Raw genomic sequence first — 17,063 nt, 5'->3', positions numbered from 1 at the left:
CCTGCTCAGGCGGCGGTGGACGCGGGTGCGTCCTCGGCGGTGGGCTGACGGGCGGTGTCGTGGGCCTGCTCGGCGAGCGTGGGCACAGCGGTGAACACCTGCTGTACGCGGTGCTCGGGGACGGCCAGGGCCTCGCCGATGGCGTGGGCCAGGCCGCTGGAGTCGGCGCCGAGGCGGACGGCCGCGGCGAGCAGGACGGCCGGCGGAACGGTGCGGGCCACGGTGCGGGGGTTGTAGACGATGACCTGCTCGCGGTCGCCGGCCACGCCGTAGCGCTCGCGCATGATGCGGAAGTCCCCGCCGAGTTGGTCGGTGATGGCGGTCAGCTCGGCGCCGAGTCCGGTGATCAGGTCGTGCCGCTGCTTCCCGATGGTGCACAGGCGGCCGATCGCGGCCACGGCCTCGCGCATGGCGTCGGCCAGTTCGCCCGCGTCGTCGTTCTTGACGAGGGACACGGCCCGCTCGGCGACGGTGCGGGCGGCCTCGTGCCGGGCGGCGTCCTGGGCGGCGGCGTGCCTGCGTTCGGCGGCGGTGATGCCCAGCTCGGCGAAGCGGACGGCCTGGTGCGCCTCGGCGAGCTGCGCCGCGGTGACGTCCGGGTCGCCGTTCAGTACGCGCTCTTCCAGCGCCGCGGCGGCCTGCTCGGCCTGTTCCTTGTCGGCGTGCGCGGTGCGGATCGCTTCGGCGGCCTCGGCCGGGGACATGGTGCTCACTTCGCACCCTCCTTGCGGGGCCGGCTGGTGCTGCTGCTCAGGGCCATGACCGCAGCGACGCCCCGCCGCAGCTCGGCGTCTGCGACGGGGCGTGTGGGCTTGCCCTGGTAGTGGCGGCCGATGGCCTCCTGAAGGTCCCTCATGGGCTTCTCCCGGTCCGGTAGGCGTCCAGCGACGCGGAGTCGATGAGCCAGGCCGGGCCGGCGCGGCGGGCCCGCACCCGGCCCGACCGGGCCAGCGACCGCGCGTACTGGGCTGAGCAACCCAAGATCTCGGCGACCTGTCGCGCGGTCAGTTCCACGCTCGCAGCACTCCGGGCGCGAGTTTCGGGGGCGAAAGCGGGGCCGGTGCTCTCGTCCTGTACGGCGGCGGCGTGCAGCGCGTACAGGACCCGGCGGGCCTGCGGGGAGACCTCGCCCCCGTCAGCCCGCGCACGGCCCACCAGATCCCGCACGAGGGCGCGCAGCACCTCACCCGCGACCGACGCCGGGACCATGACCGATCCGTCCGGCCGCAGCAGCCGAGCGACGCCCGGGTCAGGCGGCGTCATCGTCGTCGGGTGCCGCCGCGGGGCGGCGGGCGGCCCGCCGGTCGAGCCGGGCGAGGATGTCGGCCGCCCGAGGGTCGCCGCGGCGGGCGGCGGGCCGCAGCTTCGCCCTGATCTTGTCCTCCTGCGCCTTCAGCACGGCCTGGTGGCGGGCGCTGGTGTTCTCGGCGGCCTCGGCGTCGGCGGCGAGACGGCCGAGCGTCTCGGCGGCCTCCCTCACGATCCGCTCCACCTCGGGCATCAGCTTGTGGTCGTGGCGGCCGGCCTCGCGGTAGAGACGGGCGACGGCGCGACGGAAGCGCATGTTCGCGGCGTCCAGCTGGTCACGGCCGGGGTAGTTGGGCCTGCGGGTCGGGGCGTCGGGCATGGGCTTCTCCTCGTACATGTGCGCGGGCGTCACGCGCGGGGGCTGCGGAACCGGATACGCGGGCCGGTCAGGGGTTGTCTGGGGGGTCTTGCTGGTTTCGTCTGGTGGCCTGGTTGCGGAGTTTCTGTGCGTGGCGTGCGGCGAGTCCTCGGCGGCGTGCTGCGGCGAGTTCGTCGCGTTGCTTCTTGGCGGCCTGGACGCGGATGCGGGCGGCGGCGATGCGGGCTTGTATCTGCTGCTCGACGTGGGACGTGGGTTCGGCCATCGGTGCTCCTGAGGCTCAGGGACCTCACGGATCCCCCCCTATAAGGGGGGTGGGGATCGTGAGGGTCCGGCGCGTGAGGGTGCGTGAGGGGCTGCGTGAGGCTGTGAGCTGCGAGATTTCCCGCAGCGTGAGGGGTCGTGAGGGTGGCGTGGGGGGTCACGGCGAATTCGCCGCGTGAGGGTCGGCGTGAGCCTGGTAGTACCGGGCGGGATCACCCGGCGCTGCGGGCTCCACCCGTACGAGGTGGCCAGAGGTGACCAGCTTCTCCAGACGGCGCCGAGCCTTTTCCCGCTGAGCGGCGGTGGGCTTCTTGGTCTCGAAGACGGCTTCAGCGGCGGCAGCAGCCGTGACGCCGTGCACGCCCCCGAGGCGGGCCATCTCCAGCAGGTCTGCGGCGTGCCGGACGCGGGTCGTTCCTGCGGCGTGGTCGTGGACGAGTTGGAAGGGCCCCACCTCGTCCATGGGCTGCTTGAGGTGGCGGAACGACACGACCGGGTCGCCCGCTTCACCCCACAGCAGGACCACGGAGCCCGCGCCCGAGGTGATCCACGTTGACCCGTAGATGTCGGCCATGGTGTTCGGGGCGGCGCCGTTGGGGCCGCGCTTGACGACGTGGTGCAGCTCCAGCACCTGCACTCCGGCCGCGAGGGCCTTCTGCCGGGCGCGGTTGTAGCCGGCGCCCACGGCGTCGTCGGAGAGGCCTACCGCGGCGTCCTTCAGCGAGTCGAGGACCACGGTGTCGGCCCCGGCCCGTTCGCACATCGCGGCGAGGATGTCCGTGCGCTGGGCGAGGTCGAACGGCGGCGGTCCCTCCCACACGACCAGGTGCTCATTGAGGTACGCGGGGTCGTCCTCGGCGAAGATGCGGTGTCCGGCGCGACGGGTCTGCGAGGGGCGGTCCATGGCGAGCAGCAACACGCGGCGCCCCGTTACGACGGGGAAGCCGAGGACGTCCCCCTGAAGCCCGAGCCGGGCGCGCACCAGTTGGTGCGCCACCGTGGTCTTACCCACACCCTGTGGAGCGGCGATGAGCAGCGCTTCACCTTCAGCCCACAGGACATCGCCGCCGTGCCCCCAGACGGCCGGCGGGGTCTCCGGAACGTCCTGGAAGAACGCCCCGCCCGTCTTGAACGAGGGCAGGGCGTCAACGGTTGGCGTAGCGGGCGGCGCGGTGTCGCCCGGCTGAACGTCGCTCCAGTCGATGCCGTCGGCTGGAGCGACGGGTGCCCCCGCCCCCGTGCCGTGCCCGAGAGGGGCACGCACGTGGGCAGGCGGCGGGGGCACGGCGTACGAAGTCACGCGCTGGTCTCCATGGTCAGGTACTTGCCGGGCTGGCCAGGGACCGCGATCGGCGGCCACCCGGGCGTCGGCGTGAGCTTGTGCGGCGGCCGGGTGCGCATCGTGTCCGCGTGAGCGGCCCGGACCTCGGCGGCCGTCTGAAGGACGTTCAGGGCCTGCGTGTGCGCGTCGGTGTAGATCCGTTCGACGTGCATCCGGTGCAGCTCGGCGGCCTCCAGCGTGGCGACGTACACCCGCGGGTCGTCCGACGGAAGCTGAAGCCATTCGACGCTGCCGTACTCGGCCCAGTCACTCACCCGGAGCGCCTCTACCTGAGCGCACGCCCGCATGTGGGTGATCTCCCCTGCCGTGGCGTTCGGCGGGACGGCGTGCAGGCGTACCCGCCCGGCCGTGTTGGCCAGGCGGGTACGGGCGGAGCGGCCGGTCACGCGCCGGCCTCGTAGTCGTCCGCGGCGATCTCGTCGGCCACGTCGCTCAGCGCCTCCAGCCGGGCCGCGAAGGCGCGCAGCTCCTGCGCGATCTCCCGGGCCTTCGCCGGGGTCACCGTGCCGGTCGACGTGCCGTGGTGGAACCACAGCTCGGTGAACCGGCCGTCGACCGTCCCACCGGGCCCGAACAGGCCGCCCACCTGAACGGGCGCGAGCGACTTCCAGTCGGTGACGACGACCTCGGCGGCGAAGAGGGGCACCGCGGCGTTCTCCTCGGCGGAGTACTGGTCGTCGAGGTGCCGCATCGGGGACTCGACCGGGGCCGTGCGGTGAGCGCCGAGGCCCTCGTCGTACGTGAGGGTGCGCTGCGCCTCGGCCAGCAGGCCGGCAGGCTCGGCCAGGAGAGCGGCCACGTGCGGGTGCTCGCGGGCGATGTACCGGTCAGCGGACTCGGCGGCGAGCTGGTCGGCGCGCTCCCTGGTCGCCTCGGCGGCCTGGACGACGAACGCGCCGTGACCGTTGGTGCGGCGGTCGACCTCGGGCACGGTGGCGCTGTGGCGGGGAAGGGTCGTACGCTTCATGTGAAGCTCCTTTCGACGGCGGCGCAACGGGTTCACGGCCCGCGCCGCCGTTCGGCTGTTCAGGTGTGGATGGCTGGTGCTTCCGGCCCCCGGATCACAGGTGTTGGCGCACCTCCTGGGGGCCGCTTTCACGCGGCGATGGTCTGGGAGTCGAGCCACTGCTCGACGTCGGACCAGCGGGCGCGGAGGTGGCGGCCGACCTTGATGAACTTCGGGCCGCCGCCGCGGCTGGACCACTGGTAGATCGTGCCGAGCGGCACGTCCAGGTAGTCGGCGATCTCCTGCGGCGTAGCGAGCGGTCGAGGCTTCGGTCCGGCCGTGGACTCGGGCAGGGTGATGCGGGGCATGACGCTCCTCGTGCAGCGGAACGAATCCTTGCGCTTCAAAGCTTGCCGTTGTCTGGCGTCGTCGTCAAGCGGCATGTATTGTTTCGCTCCATGAAGCCAGAAGGGGAGTCGGATTCCGTGCCTGAGCACCGCTTGACCCGGAGCGAGGCCGACCGCCGATGGGCCGAAGTCCTGGACAAAGCACCACCGTTCGCTGAAGCCCTTGGGGCTCAACTGCGGCAGACCCGGGCCGGCGAGGGGCGGACGATCGAGGACGTCGCGCAGAGCGCGCGGCAGCTCGGGCTTCCGTGGCACCGCCCGACGGTCGGCCAGGTGGAGCGGGGTAAGCGGGGTCTGTCTGCGGCTGAACTGTTCCTCTTGCCGCTCGTCTACGGACGCCCCCTGCGGGACCTCCTGCCGCCCGTTGACCAGACGGTATGGCTGACGGACGAAACCGCGGTGTACGGCGCCGAACTGCATCGGGTACTCGATGACGGTTACGACCCAGGTGGCTCGGGCTACTTCCGGCCCGGCAGTTGGCATCGTCGTACGCGGATGTCTACGGACGAAGTGATGGAGGTCGTCCAGAGTCTTGCTGCCAAAGAGAGCAACTGGCCGCACGGAGCCTTGTTGAAGCACATGGGGCACCCTGACGAGGCCGAAACGAAAGCGGCTAAGCGGCTCGACACGACACCGCAGTACGTCGCTTACGCGGCTCGCGAGTTGTGGGGACGAGGGCTCACGGCGGAGCGAGACGCCCGCTTGGCGGAACGCTCGGACACACCAGACACCCCACGGGCGCTCCAGGCTGCTCGCGGACACATCACGCGGGCGCTGATCACCGAGCTGGAGCCGAGGATTCGCCACCACGAAGAGCGGCGCGGCCAACCTGAGGGGATCGACTGGGAAGCGTTCAGGCAGGGGGAGGAGAAGGCGGATGGCTGAGGTCTACGACCGCTGGCACCTCTCCCGTCCGAAGCAGGGTGCCGAGCCGTGCGCCGAGCACTCCAGCAAGACGCGCATGCTCGTGCCCAGCAAGGAGCATGGCAAGGGGAAGCGCTGGCAGGTTCGTTGGCGGGACGCGGCCGGCAAGCAGCAGAAGGAGAACTTCGCCAAGCGCAGCCAGGCCGACACCCGCGCGGCCACCATTGAGGCCGACCTGGCCCGCGGCCTGTACGTCGACCCGGCGGCCGGCAAGGAGAGCTTCCGTGCGGTCGCCGAGCGCTGGCGAACCTCGGCGGTCCACCGCAGCGGCACCGCCTCGCGCGTCGAGCGAGGCCTACGGATCCACATCTACCCGACGTTCGGGGACCGGCCGATCGTGTCTATCCGCCCGTCGGAGGTGCAAGCCTGGTCAAGGACCGGTCCCAGGTCCTCGCCCCGTCCACGCTGCGGATCACGTTCGCCTACCTCGTGACCGTGATGCACACGGCCGTGCGTGACCGCACGATCGCGGTGAACCCGTGCGCCGGCATCAAGTTGCCCGAGGTGCGGCGACCGGAGATCGTGCCCCTGCACAAGGACGCGGTGCGCGCCCTGATTGAGGCGGCCCCGCCCCGGTACCGGGCCATGATCCTGCTCGCCGTGGCCTCGGGGCTGCGGCAGGGCGAGGTGTTCGGCCTGGAGGTCGACTGCATCGACTTCCTGCGCCGCGAGGTGACGGTGCGCCAACAGCTCATCGTGCCGGACAAGGACACGGACGCTGCCGAGGACGAAATGCCTGAGCCGTACCTGGGCGAGCCCAAGACTCACGAGAGCTACCGCACCGTGCCGCTGGTCGGTCTCGCGGTCGACGCCCTGGCGGCGCACCTGCAGCAGTACCCGGCGGCCGGGGTGGACATCGAGGACCGGACGGACCCGCGCAAGCCCCGTCGCCGGAAGGCGCACCTGCTGTTCACGACCGAACGCGGTGACGTCATCAAGCGCGCCAGCTGGTCGCACGTGTGGGCGCGCATGGAGGAGAGGGCGAACGAGGCCCTCGGCAAGGCCTACGCCGAGGCGTACGCGGCGTGGGTGCAGCGCGGCCGGCCCGACGGTCAGGAGCCCGCGCCCGTGCGCGTGCCGGACGGGGCGAGCATGCACGACCTGCGCCACTTCTACGCCTCAGCGCTGATCAAGAACCGGGAGAGCGTGAAGACGGTTCAGCGGCGGCTCGGCCACTCGAAGCCGTCGATCACGCTCGACATCTACACCCATCTGTGGCCCGACGACGAGGACACGACACGGGCGGCCGTTGAGTCCGTCCTCGGCGATGTGCCCGCGTTGTGCCCTCGCGTCGAGATCATTTCCGGATAGTGCAGGTCAGCGACTCAGGTCACCGGTAGTTCACGAACTGCATGGCGAAGTCGTAGTCCTTGCCCTTCAGCAGGGTGATGACGGCCTGCAGATCGTCACGGCTCTTGGAGCTGACCCGCAGTTCCTCACCCTGCACCTGCGCTTTCACGCCCTTGGGGCCCTCGTCGCGGATGGTCTTCGCCACCTTCTTCGCGTTCTCCTGGGAGATGCCCTCCTTGATGGACGCGAAGATCTTGTACTCCTTGCCGGAGAGCTGGGGCTCGCCCGCGTCCAGCGCCTTCAGCGAAATGCCGCGCTTGATCAGCTTGGACTGGAAGACGTCGAGGATGGCGTTCACCCGGTCCTCGGAGTTCGCCTCCATGAGGATCCTCTCGCCGGACCACGCGATCGAGGCGCCCACGCCCTTGAAGTCGTAGCGCTGCGAGATCTCCTTGGCGGCCTGGTTCAGTGCGTTGTCGACCTCCTGCCGCTCGACCTTCGAGACGATGTCGAAACTGGAGTCGGCCATGTCCTGTGGCTCCTTGTATCGGGGTGCGTATCGTGCGTACCGGCGTACGGGGCGGCCGACGGGCCCGTTCAGGCCCTGGCCGCATCCGGACAAGCCTAGTCACCCCCCGCCCTGCGAGCGCCGATCAATCGGGTGGCGAAGCACCCCTCCGCATCAGGTATCGTTTACGTCGTTGCCACGGAGCACCGCCGAAAAGCGGTGCGACGAGCAGCCACCCAGGCGGTGTGCCCGAGCGGCCAAAGGGAGCAGACTGTAAATCTGCCGGCTCAGCCTTCCCAGGTTCGAATCCTGGCGCCGCCACACTGGGAGAACCCCCTCTCACCTGCCTATAGGCAGACGGGAGGGGGTCTTTCGTTGTTCCCATCAGCCTGAGGCCCTGAAGCCCTGAGACCCCGAGGCCTCATGATCGATCCCTCAGGTAAGTCCCCGCGCTCGTCCCAGCGTGACGTGTCTCACACGGCGAAGGCTCTTCGCCGTCCCCGCGTTCCCCGGCAAGTGACACGGCTGGCAGGGAGGCGCCATGAGCCCGTTGCGACTTCGGCCAAGCGAATTGCGCGCCGTTACCCCGAACGAGCGGTTCAAAAGAACAGCGTAAACAAATGGTGGACAGGTGATTCCCGGCAGGGCGTTGTCGCTGCCTTTTGAATTCGCAGTACGTCGAGATGTGGTGCGGAGAAAAGAAGAGGGCGAAGGCGGCCGGGATACGCAGAGCCGCACTCGCCGCGGCGGGCGCCTTCTCGCCTCTGCGGGCCTCCCCCAACCACGCAGCCCGGGCCCACAGCGCCGACATGGCCCCGCAGCAGCTGCCTCACCCGCAACGGCCCCGACGCAGCAGTCCGGCCTCCCGGATGCGCTCGGCCGGCTACCGCCCTGACCACATGCCTGCCGGTGCGCCCACGCCGGCGTCGGCGTGGCGGAGGGCGGCGGAGACCGCTGGTGGACGTTCGATCTGGCCACAAGCCACTGAGGCTTCCGGCCGGACCTCGTGGAAAGACGCGCAGGCGCCCGAGAGGGCAAAGAAGAAAGGCAAGGATTCAGCTCTCCTTGCCACTCTTAACCTATAGCGCATGGGGGGCCTTGCGGCAAGCCCCCCTCCGTGCCGCAGAATCCTCGGCCTGAAGCAAAAAGCAGGCGGAAAATGGGGGTTGTTTTGATCGACGTGATCATTGCCGGTGGTGGCCCGACCGGAATGATGCTGGCCGGTGAGCTGCGGTTGCGCGGCGTGCGCGTGGTGGTGCTGGAGAGGCTGACGGAGCCGACCGGCCAGTCCCGGGCGCTCGGCCTGCACGTGCGGAGCATCGAGGTACTGGATCAGCGCGGTCTGCTGGAACGGTTTCTCTCGCTCGGCACGAAGTACGAGACCGGCGGGTTCTTCGCCGGTCTCATGAAGTCGTGGCCCGAGCGGATGGACACCGCGCACGGGTACGTCCTCGGCATCCCGCAGGCCGTCACCGAGCGGCTGCTGACCGAGCACGCCGAGGCGGTCGGCGCCGAGCTGCGACGCGGCAGCGAGCTGGTCGGGCTGAGCCAGGACGAGGACGGCGTGAGCGCCCAACTGGCCGACGGCACGCGGCTGCGTGCGCGCTACCTCGTCGGCTGCGACGGCGGCCGCAGCACCGTGCGCAAGCTGCTCGGTGTCGGCTTCCCGGGGGAACCCAGCACCACCGAGACGCTGCTCGGAGAGATGGAGCTGACCGCGTCGCCGCAGGAAATGGCGACGGTCGTGGCCGAAGTCCGCAAGACGCATGTCCGCTTCGGCACCATGCCCCTGGGGGACGGGGTGTTCCGGGTCGTCGTGCCCGCCGAGGGCGTGGCCGAGGACCGTACGGTCGCGCCGACCCTCGAGGAGTTCAAGCAGCAGCTGCAGACGTTCGCGGGCACCGACTTCGGTGTGCACTCGCCGCGCTGGCTGTCCCGTTTCGGCGACGCCACCCGGCTCGCCGAGCGCTACCGGGTCGGCCGGGTGCTGCTGGCGGGCGACGCGGCGCACATCCACCCGCCGACCGGCGGGCAGGGACTCAACCTCGGCATCCAGGACGCCTTCAACCTCGGCTGGAAACTGGCCGCGGAACTGGACGGCCGGGCGCCGCAGGGGCTGCTGGACAGCTACCACACCGAACGGCACCCGGTGGCCGCCGCCGTGCTGGACAACACCAGAGCGCAGATGCACTTGCTGTCGCCGGAGCCGGGGCCGCGGTCCGTGCGCCGGCTGGTCGAGGAGCTGATGGACTTCGAGGAGGTGAACCGGTACCTCATCGAGAAGATCAGCGCGATCTCCGTCCGCTACGACTGCGGCGAAGGCCATGAACTGCTCGGTCGGCGCCTGCGGGACGTACGGCTGAAACGCGCCCGGCTCTACGAACTGATGCGCGGCGGGCGCGGGCTGCTGCTCGACCAGACCGGCCGGCTGTCCGTGGCCGGCTGGGAGGAACGGGTCGACCACGTCGTCGACGTCAGCGAGGAACTGGACGTGCCCGCTGTGCTGTTGCGGCCGGACGGCCATGTGGTGTGGGCAGGCGAGGACCAGCAGGAGCTGCTCGGCCGGCTGCCGCGGTGGTTCGGCGCGGCAGCCGGCTGAGGACCGTGCTGCAGTCCATGGCGTGGCCGAGTTCGATGTCGTGCTCGTCCACGCCGGCACCCGACACGGTCACCGACGAAGTCTGCGGCGGGTCATCGGACCCGGCGAGACCGCCCGTCCGAGCTCCCGACCCACCTGATACCCCCTCAACCGCCATCCCCATCACCCCAGTCGGTCTCCGAAGCGGTCCCTCTCCGGCATCCGGCTCTCGTCCGTCCCCCTGCCGCGGATCGAGGGCAGGCACCCACAGCGGAGACGCGTGCGCGCGGCACACTGGCCCCATGTCCTCCCGCCGCAGGAACTGCCCCGAGTGCCGCCGCGAGATCGCCGTCGTCGCCGGGCGGTACGCGCGCCACGACCCGCCCGGAGCCCGCGCACACGGAGAACTCACCTCGTGCCCGGGCTCCCGCCGCCGCGCCGACCCCGGTCCCGGGCAGCCGTCCCTCGACGGCTACACGGTCCCGGAGTTCCCCGGCCAACTGCCCCTGTTCTAGGGACGCACCTCAGGCGGCCTCATCCAGACGCCAGACGCCCAACCACGCAGCCGGGCCGACGCTCAGACAGGCCGGCCGCCCAGACGGGTGGGCCGCTGGCCTGAGCTCGCCCTAGTTGCCCGCCACCGACTTCACTGCCACCGACACCGGCGCCGACCCGCTGATCAGTTCCAGGGTGAGTCCCGCCGTGGCGGAGGTGTCCACCAGCTCCGCCAGTACGGCGGCCACGTCGTCACGCGGGATCGGCCCCCGCCCCGTGTGCGCCTCCAGGCGGACCAGGCCGGTGCCGGCGTCGTCCGTGAGCTGGCCCGGGCGCAGGATCGTCCAGTCCAGGGCGTCCAGACCGCGCACGTAAGCGTCGGCCTCGCCCTTCGCGCGCAGGTACACGTCGAAGATCTCGTCACCCTGGCGCTCCGGGTCGGCGCCCATGGACGAGACGATCACGTACCGCCGCACGCCCGCCCGCACCGCCGCGTCGGCGAAGAGGACCGCCGCGGCCTTGTCCACCGTGTCCTTGCGGGTCGCCCCGGAGCCCGGACCCGCGCCCGCCGCGAACACCGCCACGTCGGCGCCCCGCAGGTGCGCCGCGACCTCCTCCACGGACGCCGACTCCAGATCGAGCACGACCGGTTGCGCACCGGCCTGCCGCAGATCGTCGGCCTGCTCGGCCTTGCGGATGATCCCCGCAACCTCGTCCCCACGCGCGGCGAGCAGCCGCTCCAGCCGCAACGCGATCTGACCATGACCACCAGCGATGACAATGCGCATGCCTTCGACCGTACGCCCGCACAGCCCCATCCGCCGCACGACTCCGGCCTCGCCCCCCGGCACCCGTCACACACCCAAACGCAGAGGTACGTGCCCCACTGCGCCCGCCGTCCGGATCAGCCCGCGCCCACGGAGCCCCGCACTCGAACCCGCACCCGAACCGCAACCCGCACCCGTCCCCGCCCCTACCCCCGCCCGCCCCTACCCCCGCCAGGCCTCCCTACCCCCGCCCCTGCCGCGGCAGCCCCAGCTCCACCGACGCCGCCGAACTGCAGTACTCCCGCACCGCGCTGGTCCGCGCCACCACGCGCCCCCGGTGCACGACGACCCGGCTGTACGCCAGTGACAGCGCTCCCGCCAGCCGGTCCCCGCGCACCGCGAGCAACTCGGCGGGGAAACCGGCCTCCACGCGCACCTCGGGCAACCCCAGCACCACTCGTGCCGAGGAACTCACCGTGTCGTACGCCTCCTCGGGAGACAGCCCGTGGCGCGAGGCCAGCAGGAACGCCGCCTCCAGGGGGTCGCCGCGCCCCACGGGGTTGGACACGTCCCGCAGCGCCCCGCTCCCGGCGGCCACCCGTACCCCGGCCGCGCGCAGCAGCCGCACCGGAGCCGCGCCCCGCCGGTCTGCCTCGCCGCAGCCGCCCTGCGGCAGACAGACCACCGCCACCCCGGCCGCCGCGAGCTGGTCGGCGGTGCGCGACGCCACCTCGGAGGGCAGCCGCCCGAGGTCTCCGCACGGGCTGAGGGTCACGCCCGGACGCAGCCCGCCCGCCATCGCCGCCAGCCGGGCCAGCCGCGCGGGATCCCCGGCGTCCGTGTGCAGATCGACGGGGCAGCCGTGCTCGGAGGCCACCTCCAGTACCGCCTCCACGTACCCGGCGGGGTCCGGGTCGAGGTCGGGCCGGCCGCCCACGACCGAGGCGCCCATCTTCACCGCGTCCCGCAGCATCGCCAGCCCGTCCGCGCCGGCCAGCCCGGTCAGCACCCGGGGCATCGCCACCGTCGTCAGCTCGGCCAGCCCCCGCAGCGCCCGTCGTGCGCGCAGCACGGCCGTCAGCGCGCCGAGCCCCTGGACGTCCCCCACGCGCACGTGCGCCCGCAGCGCCGTCGCCCCGTGCCCGAGTTGGAGCAGCGCGGCCTCGGTGGCCCGGCGCTGGACGTCCCGCGGCTCGTGCGGGACCGGGCCCTCGGCGTCGGCGGACAGGGCCGTGTCGGCGTGGGCGTGCGGTTCGGCCGGGGCCGGCAGCAGCAGATGGCCGGTGAGATTCACCCGCGCCCCGCAGGCGCGCGTGCCGCTCAGGCTGCCGGCCGTACCGACCGCCTCGATACGCCCGCCGCCCAGCCGTACGTCCACGGTCCTGCCGTCGGTGAGTCGCGCCCCGCACAGCAGCAGCGAGGACGGGTCGGCCGGACCGTGCGAGGACGACGAGGGCGGCGGTGGCTGCGGCTGGCTGTCGGGCATCGCGCTCCAGGGGCTCGGGCTGCGCGCGGGAGGACGCATGATCACGCAGAGTGAGACGAGCCTAGGGCGGCCGTACGCCCCTGTCGGGGAGGAGCGCAATAGTCATACCGGTGTGGTCCCGCTGTCGTCCGGCCCGTGGGACGCGAGGCGTGGACAAGGCTGCAGGGAGGGCGGCGGCAGCGCGTGGAGCGGACGCCTCGAAACGGATTTGGGCGAACGGCGGGCGAGCGTGTAATGTCTTCATCGCTCGCCCCAATAGCTCAGTCGGCAGAGCGTCTCCATGGTAAGGAGAAGGTCAACGGTTCGATTCCGTTTTGGGGCTCTGGTGTGATCGGTTCCGTCGCAAGATGGGGCCGGACCACATCAAAGCGGTGTAGCTCAGTCGGTAGAGCAAGCGGCTCATAATCGCTGTGTCACCGGTTCAAGTCCGGTCACCGCTACTCTCGGTAGCCGATTGCGGGGTCGGTCCTTCGATCGGCTACTCTTCTTGCGTTACATCAGTCCATCCGTTCGTCTTAGGAGCACTCACGTGGCTGCCACCGACGTCCGCCCGAAGATCACGCTGGCCTGCGTGGAGTGCAAGGAGCGGAACTACATCACCAAGAAGAACCGGCGTAACAACCCGGACCGTCTTGAGATGAAGAAGCACTGCCCGCGTTGCAACGCGCACACCGCGCACCGCGAAACGCGATAAATCAGGCTCGTACACGAGGCCGTTCCCGAGACGATCGGGGGCGGCCTCGCGTCGTTTGAGTGACCCGTACGGTTCAGTAGTGCAACCAGGAGGTGCCGGGCCATGGCGCTCGACCAGTCCTTCGTGGGGCGGACCTACCCGCCCACCGCGCCCTACGAGGTGGGCCGGGAGAAGATCCGTGAGTTCGCCGAGGCGGTCGGGGACGCCAACCCCGCGTACACGGACGCGGAGGCCGCCAGGCAGCTCGGCCACCCGGACGTGATCGCGCCGCCCACCTTCGTCTTCGCGATCACCTTCAAGGCCGCGGCCCAGGTCGTCCAGGACCCCCAGCTGGGCCTGGACTACAGCCGCGTGGTGCACGGCGACCAGAAGTTCGCCTACCGCCGCCCCGTCCGCGCCGGCGACCGGCTCGCGGTCACCTCGACCATCGAGTCGATCAAGTCCCTGGCGGGCAACGACATCCTGGACGTCCGCGGTGAGGTCCACGACGAGGCCGGCGAGCACGTCGTGACCGCCTGGACCAAGCTCGTGGCCCGCGCGGCCGAGGAGGCGTGAGCGATCCGATGACGGCGAAGATCTCCTACTCCGACGTCGAGGTCGGCACCGAACTGCCCGCGCAGACCTTCCCCGTGACCCGTGCCACCCTCGTCCAGTACGCGGGGGCCTCCGGCGACTTCAACCCGATCCACTGGAACGAGAAGTTCGCCAAGGAGGTCGGCCTGCCGGACGTCATCGCGCACGGCATGTTCACCATGGCCGAGGCGATCCGCGTGGTCACCGACTGGACCGGCGACCCGGGCGCGGTCGTCGAGTACGGCGTCCGCTTCACCAAGCCGGTCGTCGTCCCGAACGACGACCTGGGCGCCGTGATCGAGGTCTCCGGCAAGGTCGGGGCCAAGCTCGACGACAGCACAGTGCGTGTGGACCTGACGGCGACCAGCGCCGGGCAGAAGGTCCTGGGCATGTCGCGGGCGGTCGTACGGCTGGCCTGAGCCACGGAGGAACGAGGTAAGGGGCGCTCTCCACGGAGGGGCGCCCCTTACTCGTTCCAGGTGGGCCGAGTGTGCTTGACCTAGTTAGTGATTGAGTACTAACTTGCCACCCATGGTCAGGATGAGTGCAGAGGAGAGGCGCGAGAGCGTCATCCGCGCGGCGACGGCCGAGTTCGCCCGCGGCGGCTACCACGGGACGTCGACCGAGGCGATCGCCCGGCGCGTCGGTGTCTCGCAGCCGTATCTCTTCCGGCTCTTCCCGGGCAAGAAGGCGATCTTCCTGGCGGCGGCCGAGCGCTGCGTGGAAGACACCATCCGCACGTTCGAGGAGGCCTCCGAGGGCCTTCGTGGCGAAGAGGCCCTGCACGCCATGGGCAACGCGTACACCAAGGTCATCGAGGAGCATCCCGAGCGCCTCATGATGCAGATGCAGATGTACGTCGCCGTGAAGGCCGCCGAGGAGGAGGGCGACCACGAGTTCGGTGAATCCGTGCGTACCGGCTGGATGCGGCTCTGGGACACCGTCCATCTCCCGCTCGGGGCTGACCCGGGCGAGACGACGCAGTTCATGGCGTACGGGATGCTCATCAACTGCCTGTTCGCCATGGGGTTCCCGCCCGAACACCGCGTCTGGGAGGGCATGTACCCCTCCGTGCGCGCCACGGGCCGAGCCGAGCACTGACCGGGAAGGGCGAGGGCGCGGCGCCCTCTCGCGAGCGCAAAAGTTAGTAATCAATAACTAATCGATCTATGCGAGATCCGTCTCCTGGGGGAGCGATGTCACAGCAGACAGCACGCCGCGGGGGAGCCGCCTGGGCCCTCGTCATCACCAGCGCCGCCGGATTCATGGCGGCCCTAGACAACCTCGTCGTCACCACCGCCCTGCCCTCCATCCGCGAGGACCTCGGCGGGGCGCTGCACGACCTGGAATGGACCGTGAGCTCCTACACGCTCACCTTCGCCGTCCTGCTGATGTTCGGCGCGGCCCTCGGCGACCGCTTCGGGCGCCGCCGGCTCTTCATCGTCGGGCTCACCGTCTTCACCGGCGCCTCCGCCGCGGCGGCCCTGGCGCCCGGCATCGACTCCCTCATCGCCGCCCGCGCGGTCCAGGGCGCCGGCGCGGCGGTGATGATGCCGCTCACGCTCACCCTGCTGACCGCTGCCGTGCCCGAGGCCAGGCGCGGGATGGCGTACGGCGTCTGGGGAGCCGTCAACGGGCTCGCCGTCGCCTCCGGACCGCTCGTCGGCGGCACCCTCACCGAACACCTCTCCTGGCAGTGGATCTTCTGGCTGAACGTCCCGCTCGGCCTGGCCCTGCTGCCCCTCGCCCGCCTCCGTCTCGCCGAGTCCCACGGCACCGGAGCACCGCTCGACCTCCCCGGCACCCTGCTCGCCAGCGCAGGCCTCTTCGGCATCGTCTACGGCCTGGTCCGCGGCCCCGTCGACGGCTGGACCGGCGGCCTGGTCCTGTCGGCCCTGTTCACCGGCTCCGCCCTGCTCGCGGGGTTCGTCCTCTACAGCACGCGGGCCAGGAACCCCATGCTCCCGATGCGGCTGTTCCGCTCCCGGGCCTTCTCCGGCATCAACGCGGCGAGCCTGCAGATGTTCCTGGGCATGTTCGGCTCGATCTTCCTGCTCAGCCAGTACATGCAGGGTGTTCTCGGCTACTCGCCCACCGAGGCCGGCCTGAGGATGCTGCCCTGGACCGGCATGCCGATGCTGGTGGCCCCGATCGCCGGCGTCCTGGCCGACCGCGTCGGCGGCCGCCCGGTCGTCGCCGCGGGCCTCTTCCTGCAGGCCCTGGGCCTCGCCTCCCTGTCGGTCGTGGCCACGGCTGACGCCTCCTACGCCGCCCAGCTGCCCGCCCTGATCATCAGCGGTATCGGCATGGCCCTGTTCTTCGCCCCCGCCTCCCACCTGGTGATGTCCAGCGTCCGGCCCCAGGAGCAGGGCATCGCCTCCGGCGCGAACAACGCCCTGCGCGAGGTCGGGGGAGCGCTCGGCATCGCCGTCATGGCCTCGATCTTCTCCGCCCAGGGCGGCTACGAGAGCGGCCAGGCCTTCGTCGACGGCATGCGGCCCGCCCTGGTGGTGGGCGCGGCGGTGGTCGCCCTGGCGGGTGTCGCGTCCCTGCTCATCCCGACGCGCCGCCACACCGAGCGGCAGGCGGCGGAGACCGGGCCGGCGCCGGTGCTGGAGACGGCCCCCCACTGACCTCTGACGACCCTCGGCGACTTCGACAAGGAGAAGCGGCCATGCCCACCCTGCCCTGGACCGCCTCGAACACCCCGCCGCACGGCACGGAGGTGCACGTCTTCGCCTCCCGCTTCGAGACCCGCACCCTGTGGGGAGCACTCCGGTTCCTCGCCGGGACCCCCGCCGTCTGGCGGCAGGTGCGACGCAGCCCCGGCGCCTACGGGGCGACCCTCAGGGCGAAGCCCCTGCGGCGGACCTTCTGGACCCTGTCGGTCTGGGATTCGAAGGACGCCCTGCAGCCTTCGTGCGCGCGGGCGCCCACGGGCCCTCCGCCCGCCGCCTCGCCTCGCGGATGAAGGACTCGGCCTTCACCACCTGTCAGGTCGGCAGCGAGGACCTCCTCCTGTCCTGGCCCGACGCGCTTCGCCGACTGCCCTGACGGCCGCCACGCGTGCGTGCGGCCCCGCCCGCTACCGGGCGGGGCCGCCCCGGTGTCTATTTAACATATTACGCAGCCGACGATATATTTGGTGTATTTATAGGTGGT

At 71.1% G+C, this 17,063-nt stretch carries 22 protein-coding genes, 3 tRNA genes and 1 pseudogene; 14 read left to right on the top strand and 12 right to left on the bottom strand.

Annotated features, from left to right (window positions below; genetic code table 11):
- Positions 1–5: 5 nt before the first annotated feature.
- From ACFW6P_RS18540 to ACFW6P_RS18500, 9 genes are all read right to left on the bottom strand, one after another.
- Positions 6–713, bottom strand: coding sequence for a hypothetical protein (locus ACFW6P_RS18540; RefSeq protein ID WP_386424131.1), 708 nt, complete (start codon positions 711–713; stop codon positions 6–8).
- Positions 710–856, bottom strand: a complete 147-nt coding sequence (locus ACFW6P_RS18535; protein ID WP_386424129.1) for a hypothetical protein — start codon at positions 854–856, stop codon at positions 710–712. Before ACFW6P_RS18535 ends, ACFW6P_RS18540 begins: the two co-directional genes overlap by 4 nt.
- On the bottom strand, positions 853–1,263 hold the full coding sequence (locus ACFW6P_RS18530; RefSeq protein ID WP_386424127.1) for a helix-turn-helix domain-containing protein: 411 nt from the start codon (positions 1,261–1,263) through the stop codon (positions 853–855). Before ACFW6P_RS18530 ends, ACFW6P_RS18535 begins: the two co-directional genes overlap by 4 nt.
- Positions 1,250–1,627: a hypothetical protein gene (locus ACFW6P_RS18525; RefSeq protein ID WP_386424126.1), complete on the bottom strand. Its 378-nt coding sequence runs from the start codon at positions 1,625–1,627 to the stop codon at positions 1,250–1,252. Before ACFW6P_RS18525 ends, ACFW6P_RS18530 begins: the two co-directional genes overlap by 14 nt.
- A gap of 67 nt (positions 1,628–1,694) precedes the next feature.
- Positions 1,695–1,892, bottom strand: a complete 198-nt coding sequence (locus tag ACFW6P_RS18520; protein WP_386424124.1) for a hypothetical protein — start codon at positions 1,890–1,892, stop codon at positions 1,695–1,697.
- 156 nt (positions 1,893–2,048) lie between these two features.
- Positions 2,049–3,191, bottom strand: coding sequence for an AAA family ATPase (locus tag ACFW6P_RS18515; protein WP_386424123.1), 1,143 nt, complete (start codon positions 3,189–3,191; stop codon positions 2,049–2,051).
- On the bottom strand, positions 3,188–3,619 hold the full coding sequence (locus tag ACFW6P_RS18510; protein ID WP_386424121.1) for a hypothetical protein: 432 nt from the start codon (positions 3,617–3,619) through the stop codon (positions 3,188–3,190). Before ACFW6P_RS18510 ends, ACFW6P_RS18515 begins: the two co-directional genes overlap by 4 nt.
- Complete coding sequence (locus ACFW6P_RS18505) at positions 3,616–4,200, bottom strand: hypothetical protein (protein ID WP_386424119.1); 585 nt, start codon at positions 4,198–4,200, stop codon at positions 3,616–3,618. The genes ACFW6P_RS18510 and ACFW6P_RS18505 overlap by 4 nt, the downstream gene beginning before the upstream one ends.
- A gap of 128 nt (positions 4,201–4,328) precedes the next feature.
- The gene (locus ACFW6P_RS18500; protein WP_386424117.1) at positions 4,329–4,547 is read right to left on the bottom strand and encodes a helix-turn-helix transcriptional regulator; all 219 of its coding nucleotides are present in this window, start codon (positions 4,545–4,547) and stop codon (positions 4,329–4,331) included.
- Positions 4,548–4,664: 117 nt separating this feature from the next.
- On the opposite strand from ACFW6P_RS18500, the gene ACFW6P_RS18495 reads away from it, so the two are divergent.
- From ACFW6P_RS18495 to ACFW6P_RS18485, 3 genes are read left to right on the top strand one after another with little or no spacing between them, the layout of a single operon-like run.
- Positions 4,665–5,471, top strand: a complete 807-nt coding sequence (locus ACFW6P_RS18495; protein WP_386424116.1) for a hypothetical protein — start codon at positions 4,665–4,667, stop codon at positions 5,469–5,471.
- Positions 5,464–5,943, top strand: a complete 480-nt coding sequence (locus tag ACFW6P_RS18490; protein WP_386424114.1) for a hypothetical protein — start codon at positions 5,464–5,466, stop codon at positions 5,941–5,943. Before ACFW6P_RS18495 ends, ACFW6P_RS18490 begins: the two co-directional genes overlap by 8 nt.
- Positions 5,944–5,948: 5 nt before the next feature.
- Positions 5,949–6,821, top strand: a complete 873-nt coding sequence (locus ACFW6P_RS18485; protein WP_386424194.1) for a tyrosine-type recombinase/integrase — start codon at positions 5,949–5,951, stop codon at positions 6,819–6,821.
- Positions 6,822–6,840: 19 nt separating this feature from the next.
- On the opposite strand, the gene ACFW6P_RS18480 is transcribed toward ACFW6P_RS18485, so the two are convergent.
- Positions 6,841–7,329 (bottom strand): YajQ family cyclic di-GMP-binding protein, encoded by a 489-nt coding sequence (locus ACFW6P_RS18480; RefSeq protein ID WP_386349569.1) that lies wholly within the window; start codon positions 7,327–7,329, stop codon positions 6,841–6,843.
- A 218-nt stretch (positions 7,330–7,547) separates the two neighbouring features.
- Here ACFW6P_RS18480 and ACFW6P_RS18475 point away from each other — a divergent pair.
- From ACFW6P_RS18475 to ACFW6P_RS18465, 3 genes are all read left to right on the top strand, one after another.
- A tRNA-Tyr gene (locus ACFW6P_RS18475) sits at positions 7,548–7,629 on the top strand.
- An 850-nt stretch (positions 7,630–8,479) separates the two neighbouring features.
- Entirely contained in the window at positions 8,480–9,907 is a 1,428-nt protein-coding gene (gene rox / locus ACFW6P_RS18470) for a rifampin monooxygenase (protein WP_386424192.1), read from the top strand.
- Between the two features lie 281 nt (positions 9,908–10,188).
- Complete coding sequence (locus tag ACFW6P_RS18465; protein WP_386349572.1) at positions 10,189–10,401, top strand: hypothetical protein; 213 nt, start codon at positions 10,189–10,191, stop codon at positions 10,399–10,401.
- Between the two features lie 111 nt (positions 10,402–10,512).
- Here the strand turns inward: ACFW6P_RS18465 and ACFW6P_RS18460 are convergent, their stop codons facing one another.
- Positions 10,513–11,169, bottom strand: a complete 657-nt coding sequence (locus ACFW6P_RS18460) for an SDR family oxidoreductase (RefSeq protein ID WP_386424113.1) — start codon at positions 11,167–11,169, stop codon at positions 10,513–10,515.
- A 220-nt stretch (positions 11,170–11,389) separates the two neighbouring features.
- Positions 11,390–12,634, bottom strand: a complete 1,245-nt coding sequence (locus ACFW6P_RS18455; protein WP_386349578.1) for an amidohydrolase family protein — start codon at positions 12,632–12,634, stop codon at positions 11,390–11,392.
- Between the two features lie 249 nt (positions 12,635–12,883).
- Here ACFW6P_RS18455 and ACFW6P_RS18450 point away from each other — a divergent pair.
- The 8 genes and pseudogenes from ACFW6P_RS18450 to ACFW6P_RS18415 all read left to right on the top strand — a co-directional run bounded on the left by ACFW6P_RS18450 (position 12,884) and on the right by ACFW6P_RS18415 (position 16,955).
- Positions 12,884–12,956: transfer RNA gene (locus tag ACFW6P_RS18450), tRNA-Thr, on the top strand.
- Between the two features lie 45 nt (positions 12,957–13,001).
- Positions 13,002–13,074, top strand: a tRNA-Met gene (locus tag ACFW6P_RS18445).
- 89 nt (positions 13,075–13,163) lie between these two features.
- On the top strand, positions 13,164–13,328 hold the full coding sequence (gene rpmG / locus ACFW6P_RS18440; RefSeq protein WP_003948671.1) for a 50S ribosomal protein L33: 165 nt from the start codon (positions 13,164–13,166) through the stop codon (positions 13,326–13,328).
- A gap of 102 nt (positions 13,329–13,430) precedes the next feature.
- Positions 13,431–13,883, top strand: coding sequence for a MaoC family dehydratase N-terminal domain-containing protein (locus ACFW6P_RS18435; RefSeq protein ID WP_386349581.1), 453 nt, complete (start codon positions 13,431–13,433; stop codon positions 13,881–13,883).
- Between the two features lie 8 nt (positions 13,884–13,891).
- Complete coding sequence (locus ACFW6P_RS18430; RefSeq protein WP_386349904.1) at positions 13,892–14,320, top strand: MaoC family dehydratase; 429 nt, start codon at positions 13,892–13,894, stop codon at positions 14,318–14,320.
- Between the two features lie 112 nt (positions 14,321–14,432).
- Positions 14,433–15,002, top strand: a complete 570-nt coding sequence (locus ACFW6P_RS18425; RefSeq protein WP_386349583.1) for a TetR/AcrR family transcriptional regulator — start codon at positions 14,433–14,435, stop codon at positions 15,000–15,002.
- A gap of 95 nt (positions 15,003–15,097) precedes the next feature.
- Positions 15,098–16,534, top strand: a complete 1,437-nt coding sequence (locus tag ACFW6P_RS18420; RefSeq protein WP_386349585.1) for an MFS transporter — start codon at positions 15,098–15,100, stop codon at positions 16,532–16,534.
- Between the two features lie 41 nt (positions 16,535–16,575).
- Positions 16,576–16,955: pseudogene (locus ACFW6P_RS18415) on the top strand (DUF3291 domain-containing protein).
- Positions 16,956–17,063 lie beyond the last annotated feature (108 nt).

This window comes from Streptomyces sp. NPDC058741 (assembly GCF_042746715.1).
Classification (GTDB): domain Bacteria; phylum Actinomycetota; class Actinomycetes; order Streptomycetales; family Streptomycetaceae; genus Streptomyces.
Note: the sequence above shows the minus strand (reverse complement) of the source record. Positions and strands in the feature narration are given on the sequence as shown.

Excerpts from the sequence above, each read along its gene's own strand:
- ACFW6P_RS18485 (WP_386424194.1), top strand. The coding sequence starts at position 5,949 with ATGCACACGGCCGTGCGTGACCGCACGATCGCGGTGAACCCGTGCGCC.
- ACFW6P_RS18505 (WP_386424119.1), bottom strand. The coding sequence starts at position 4,200 with ATGAAGCGTACGACCCTTCCCCGCCACAGCGCCACCGTGCCCGAGGTC.
- ACFW6P_RS18465 (WP_386349572.1), top strand. The coding sequence starts at position 10,189 with ATGTCCTCCCGCCGCAGGAACTGCCCCGAGTGCCGCCGCGAGATCGCC.
- ACFW6P_RS18460 (WP_386424113.1), bottom strand. The coding sequence starts at position 11,169 with ATGCGCATTGTCATCGCTGGTGGTCATGGTCAGATCGCGTTGCGGCTG.
- ACFW6P_RS18490 (WP_386424114.1), top strand. The coding sequence starts at position 5,464 with ATGGCTGAGGTCTACGACCGCTGGCACCTCTCCCGTCCGAAGCAGGGT.
- ACFW6P_RS18530 (WP_386424127.1), bottom strand. The coding sequence starts at position 1,263 with ATGACGCCGCCTGACCCGGGCGTCGCTCGGCTGCTGCGGCCGGACGGA.
- ACFW6P_RS18525 (WP_386424126.1), bottom strand. The coding sequence starts at position 1,627 with ATGCCCGACGCCCCGACCCGCAGGCCCAACTACCCCGGCCGTGACCAG.
- ACFW6P_RS18420 (WP_386349585.1), top strand. The coding sequence starts at position 15,098 with ATGTCACAGCAGACAGCACGCCGCGGGGGAGCCGCCTGGGCCCTCGTC.
- ACFW6P_RS18425 (WP_386349583.1), top strand. The coding sequence starts at position 14,433 with ATGGTCAGGATGAGTGCAGAGGAGAGGCGCGAGAGCGTCATCCGCGCG.
- ACFW6P_RS18480 (WP_386349569.1), bottom strand. The coding sequence starts at position 7,329 with ATGGCCGACTCCAGTTTCGACATCGTCTCGAAGGTCGAGCGGCAGGAG.
- ACFW6P_RS18435 (WP_386349581.1), top strand. The coding sequence starts at position 13,431 with ATGGCGCTCGACCAGTCCTTCGTGGGGCGGACCTACCCGCCCACCGCG.
- ACFW6P_RS18520 (WP_386424124.1), bottom strand. The coding sequence starts at position 1,892 with ATGGCCGAACCCACGTCCCACGTCGAGCAGCAGATACAAGCCCGCATC.
- ACFW6P_RS18535 (WP_386424129.1), bottom strand. The coding sequence starts at position 856 with ATGAGGGACCTTCAGGAGGCCATCGGCCGCCACTACCAGGGCAAGCCC.
- ACFW6P_RS18430 (WP_386349904.1), top strand. The coding sequence starts at position 13,892 with ATGACGGCGAAGATCTCCTACTCCGACGTCGAGGTCGGCACCGAACTG.
- ACFW6P_RS18455 (WP_386349578.1), bottom strand. The coding sequence starts at position 12,634 with ATGCCCGACAGCCAGCCGCAGCCACCGCCGCCCTCGTCGTCCTCGCAC.
- ACFW6P_RS18500 (WP_386424117.1), bottom strand. The coding sequence starts at position 4,547 with ATGCCCCGCATCACCCTGCCCGAGTCCACGGCCGGACCGAAGCCTCGA.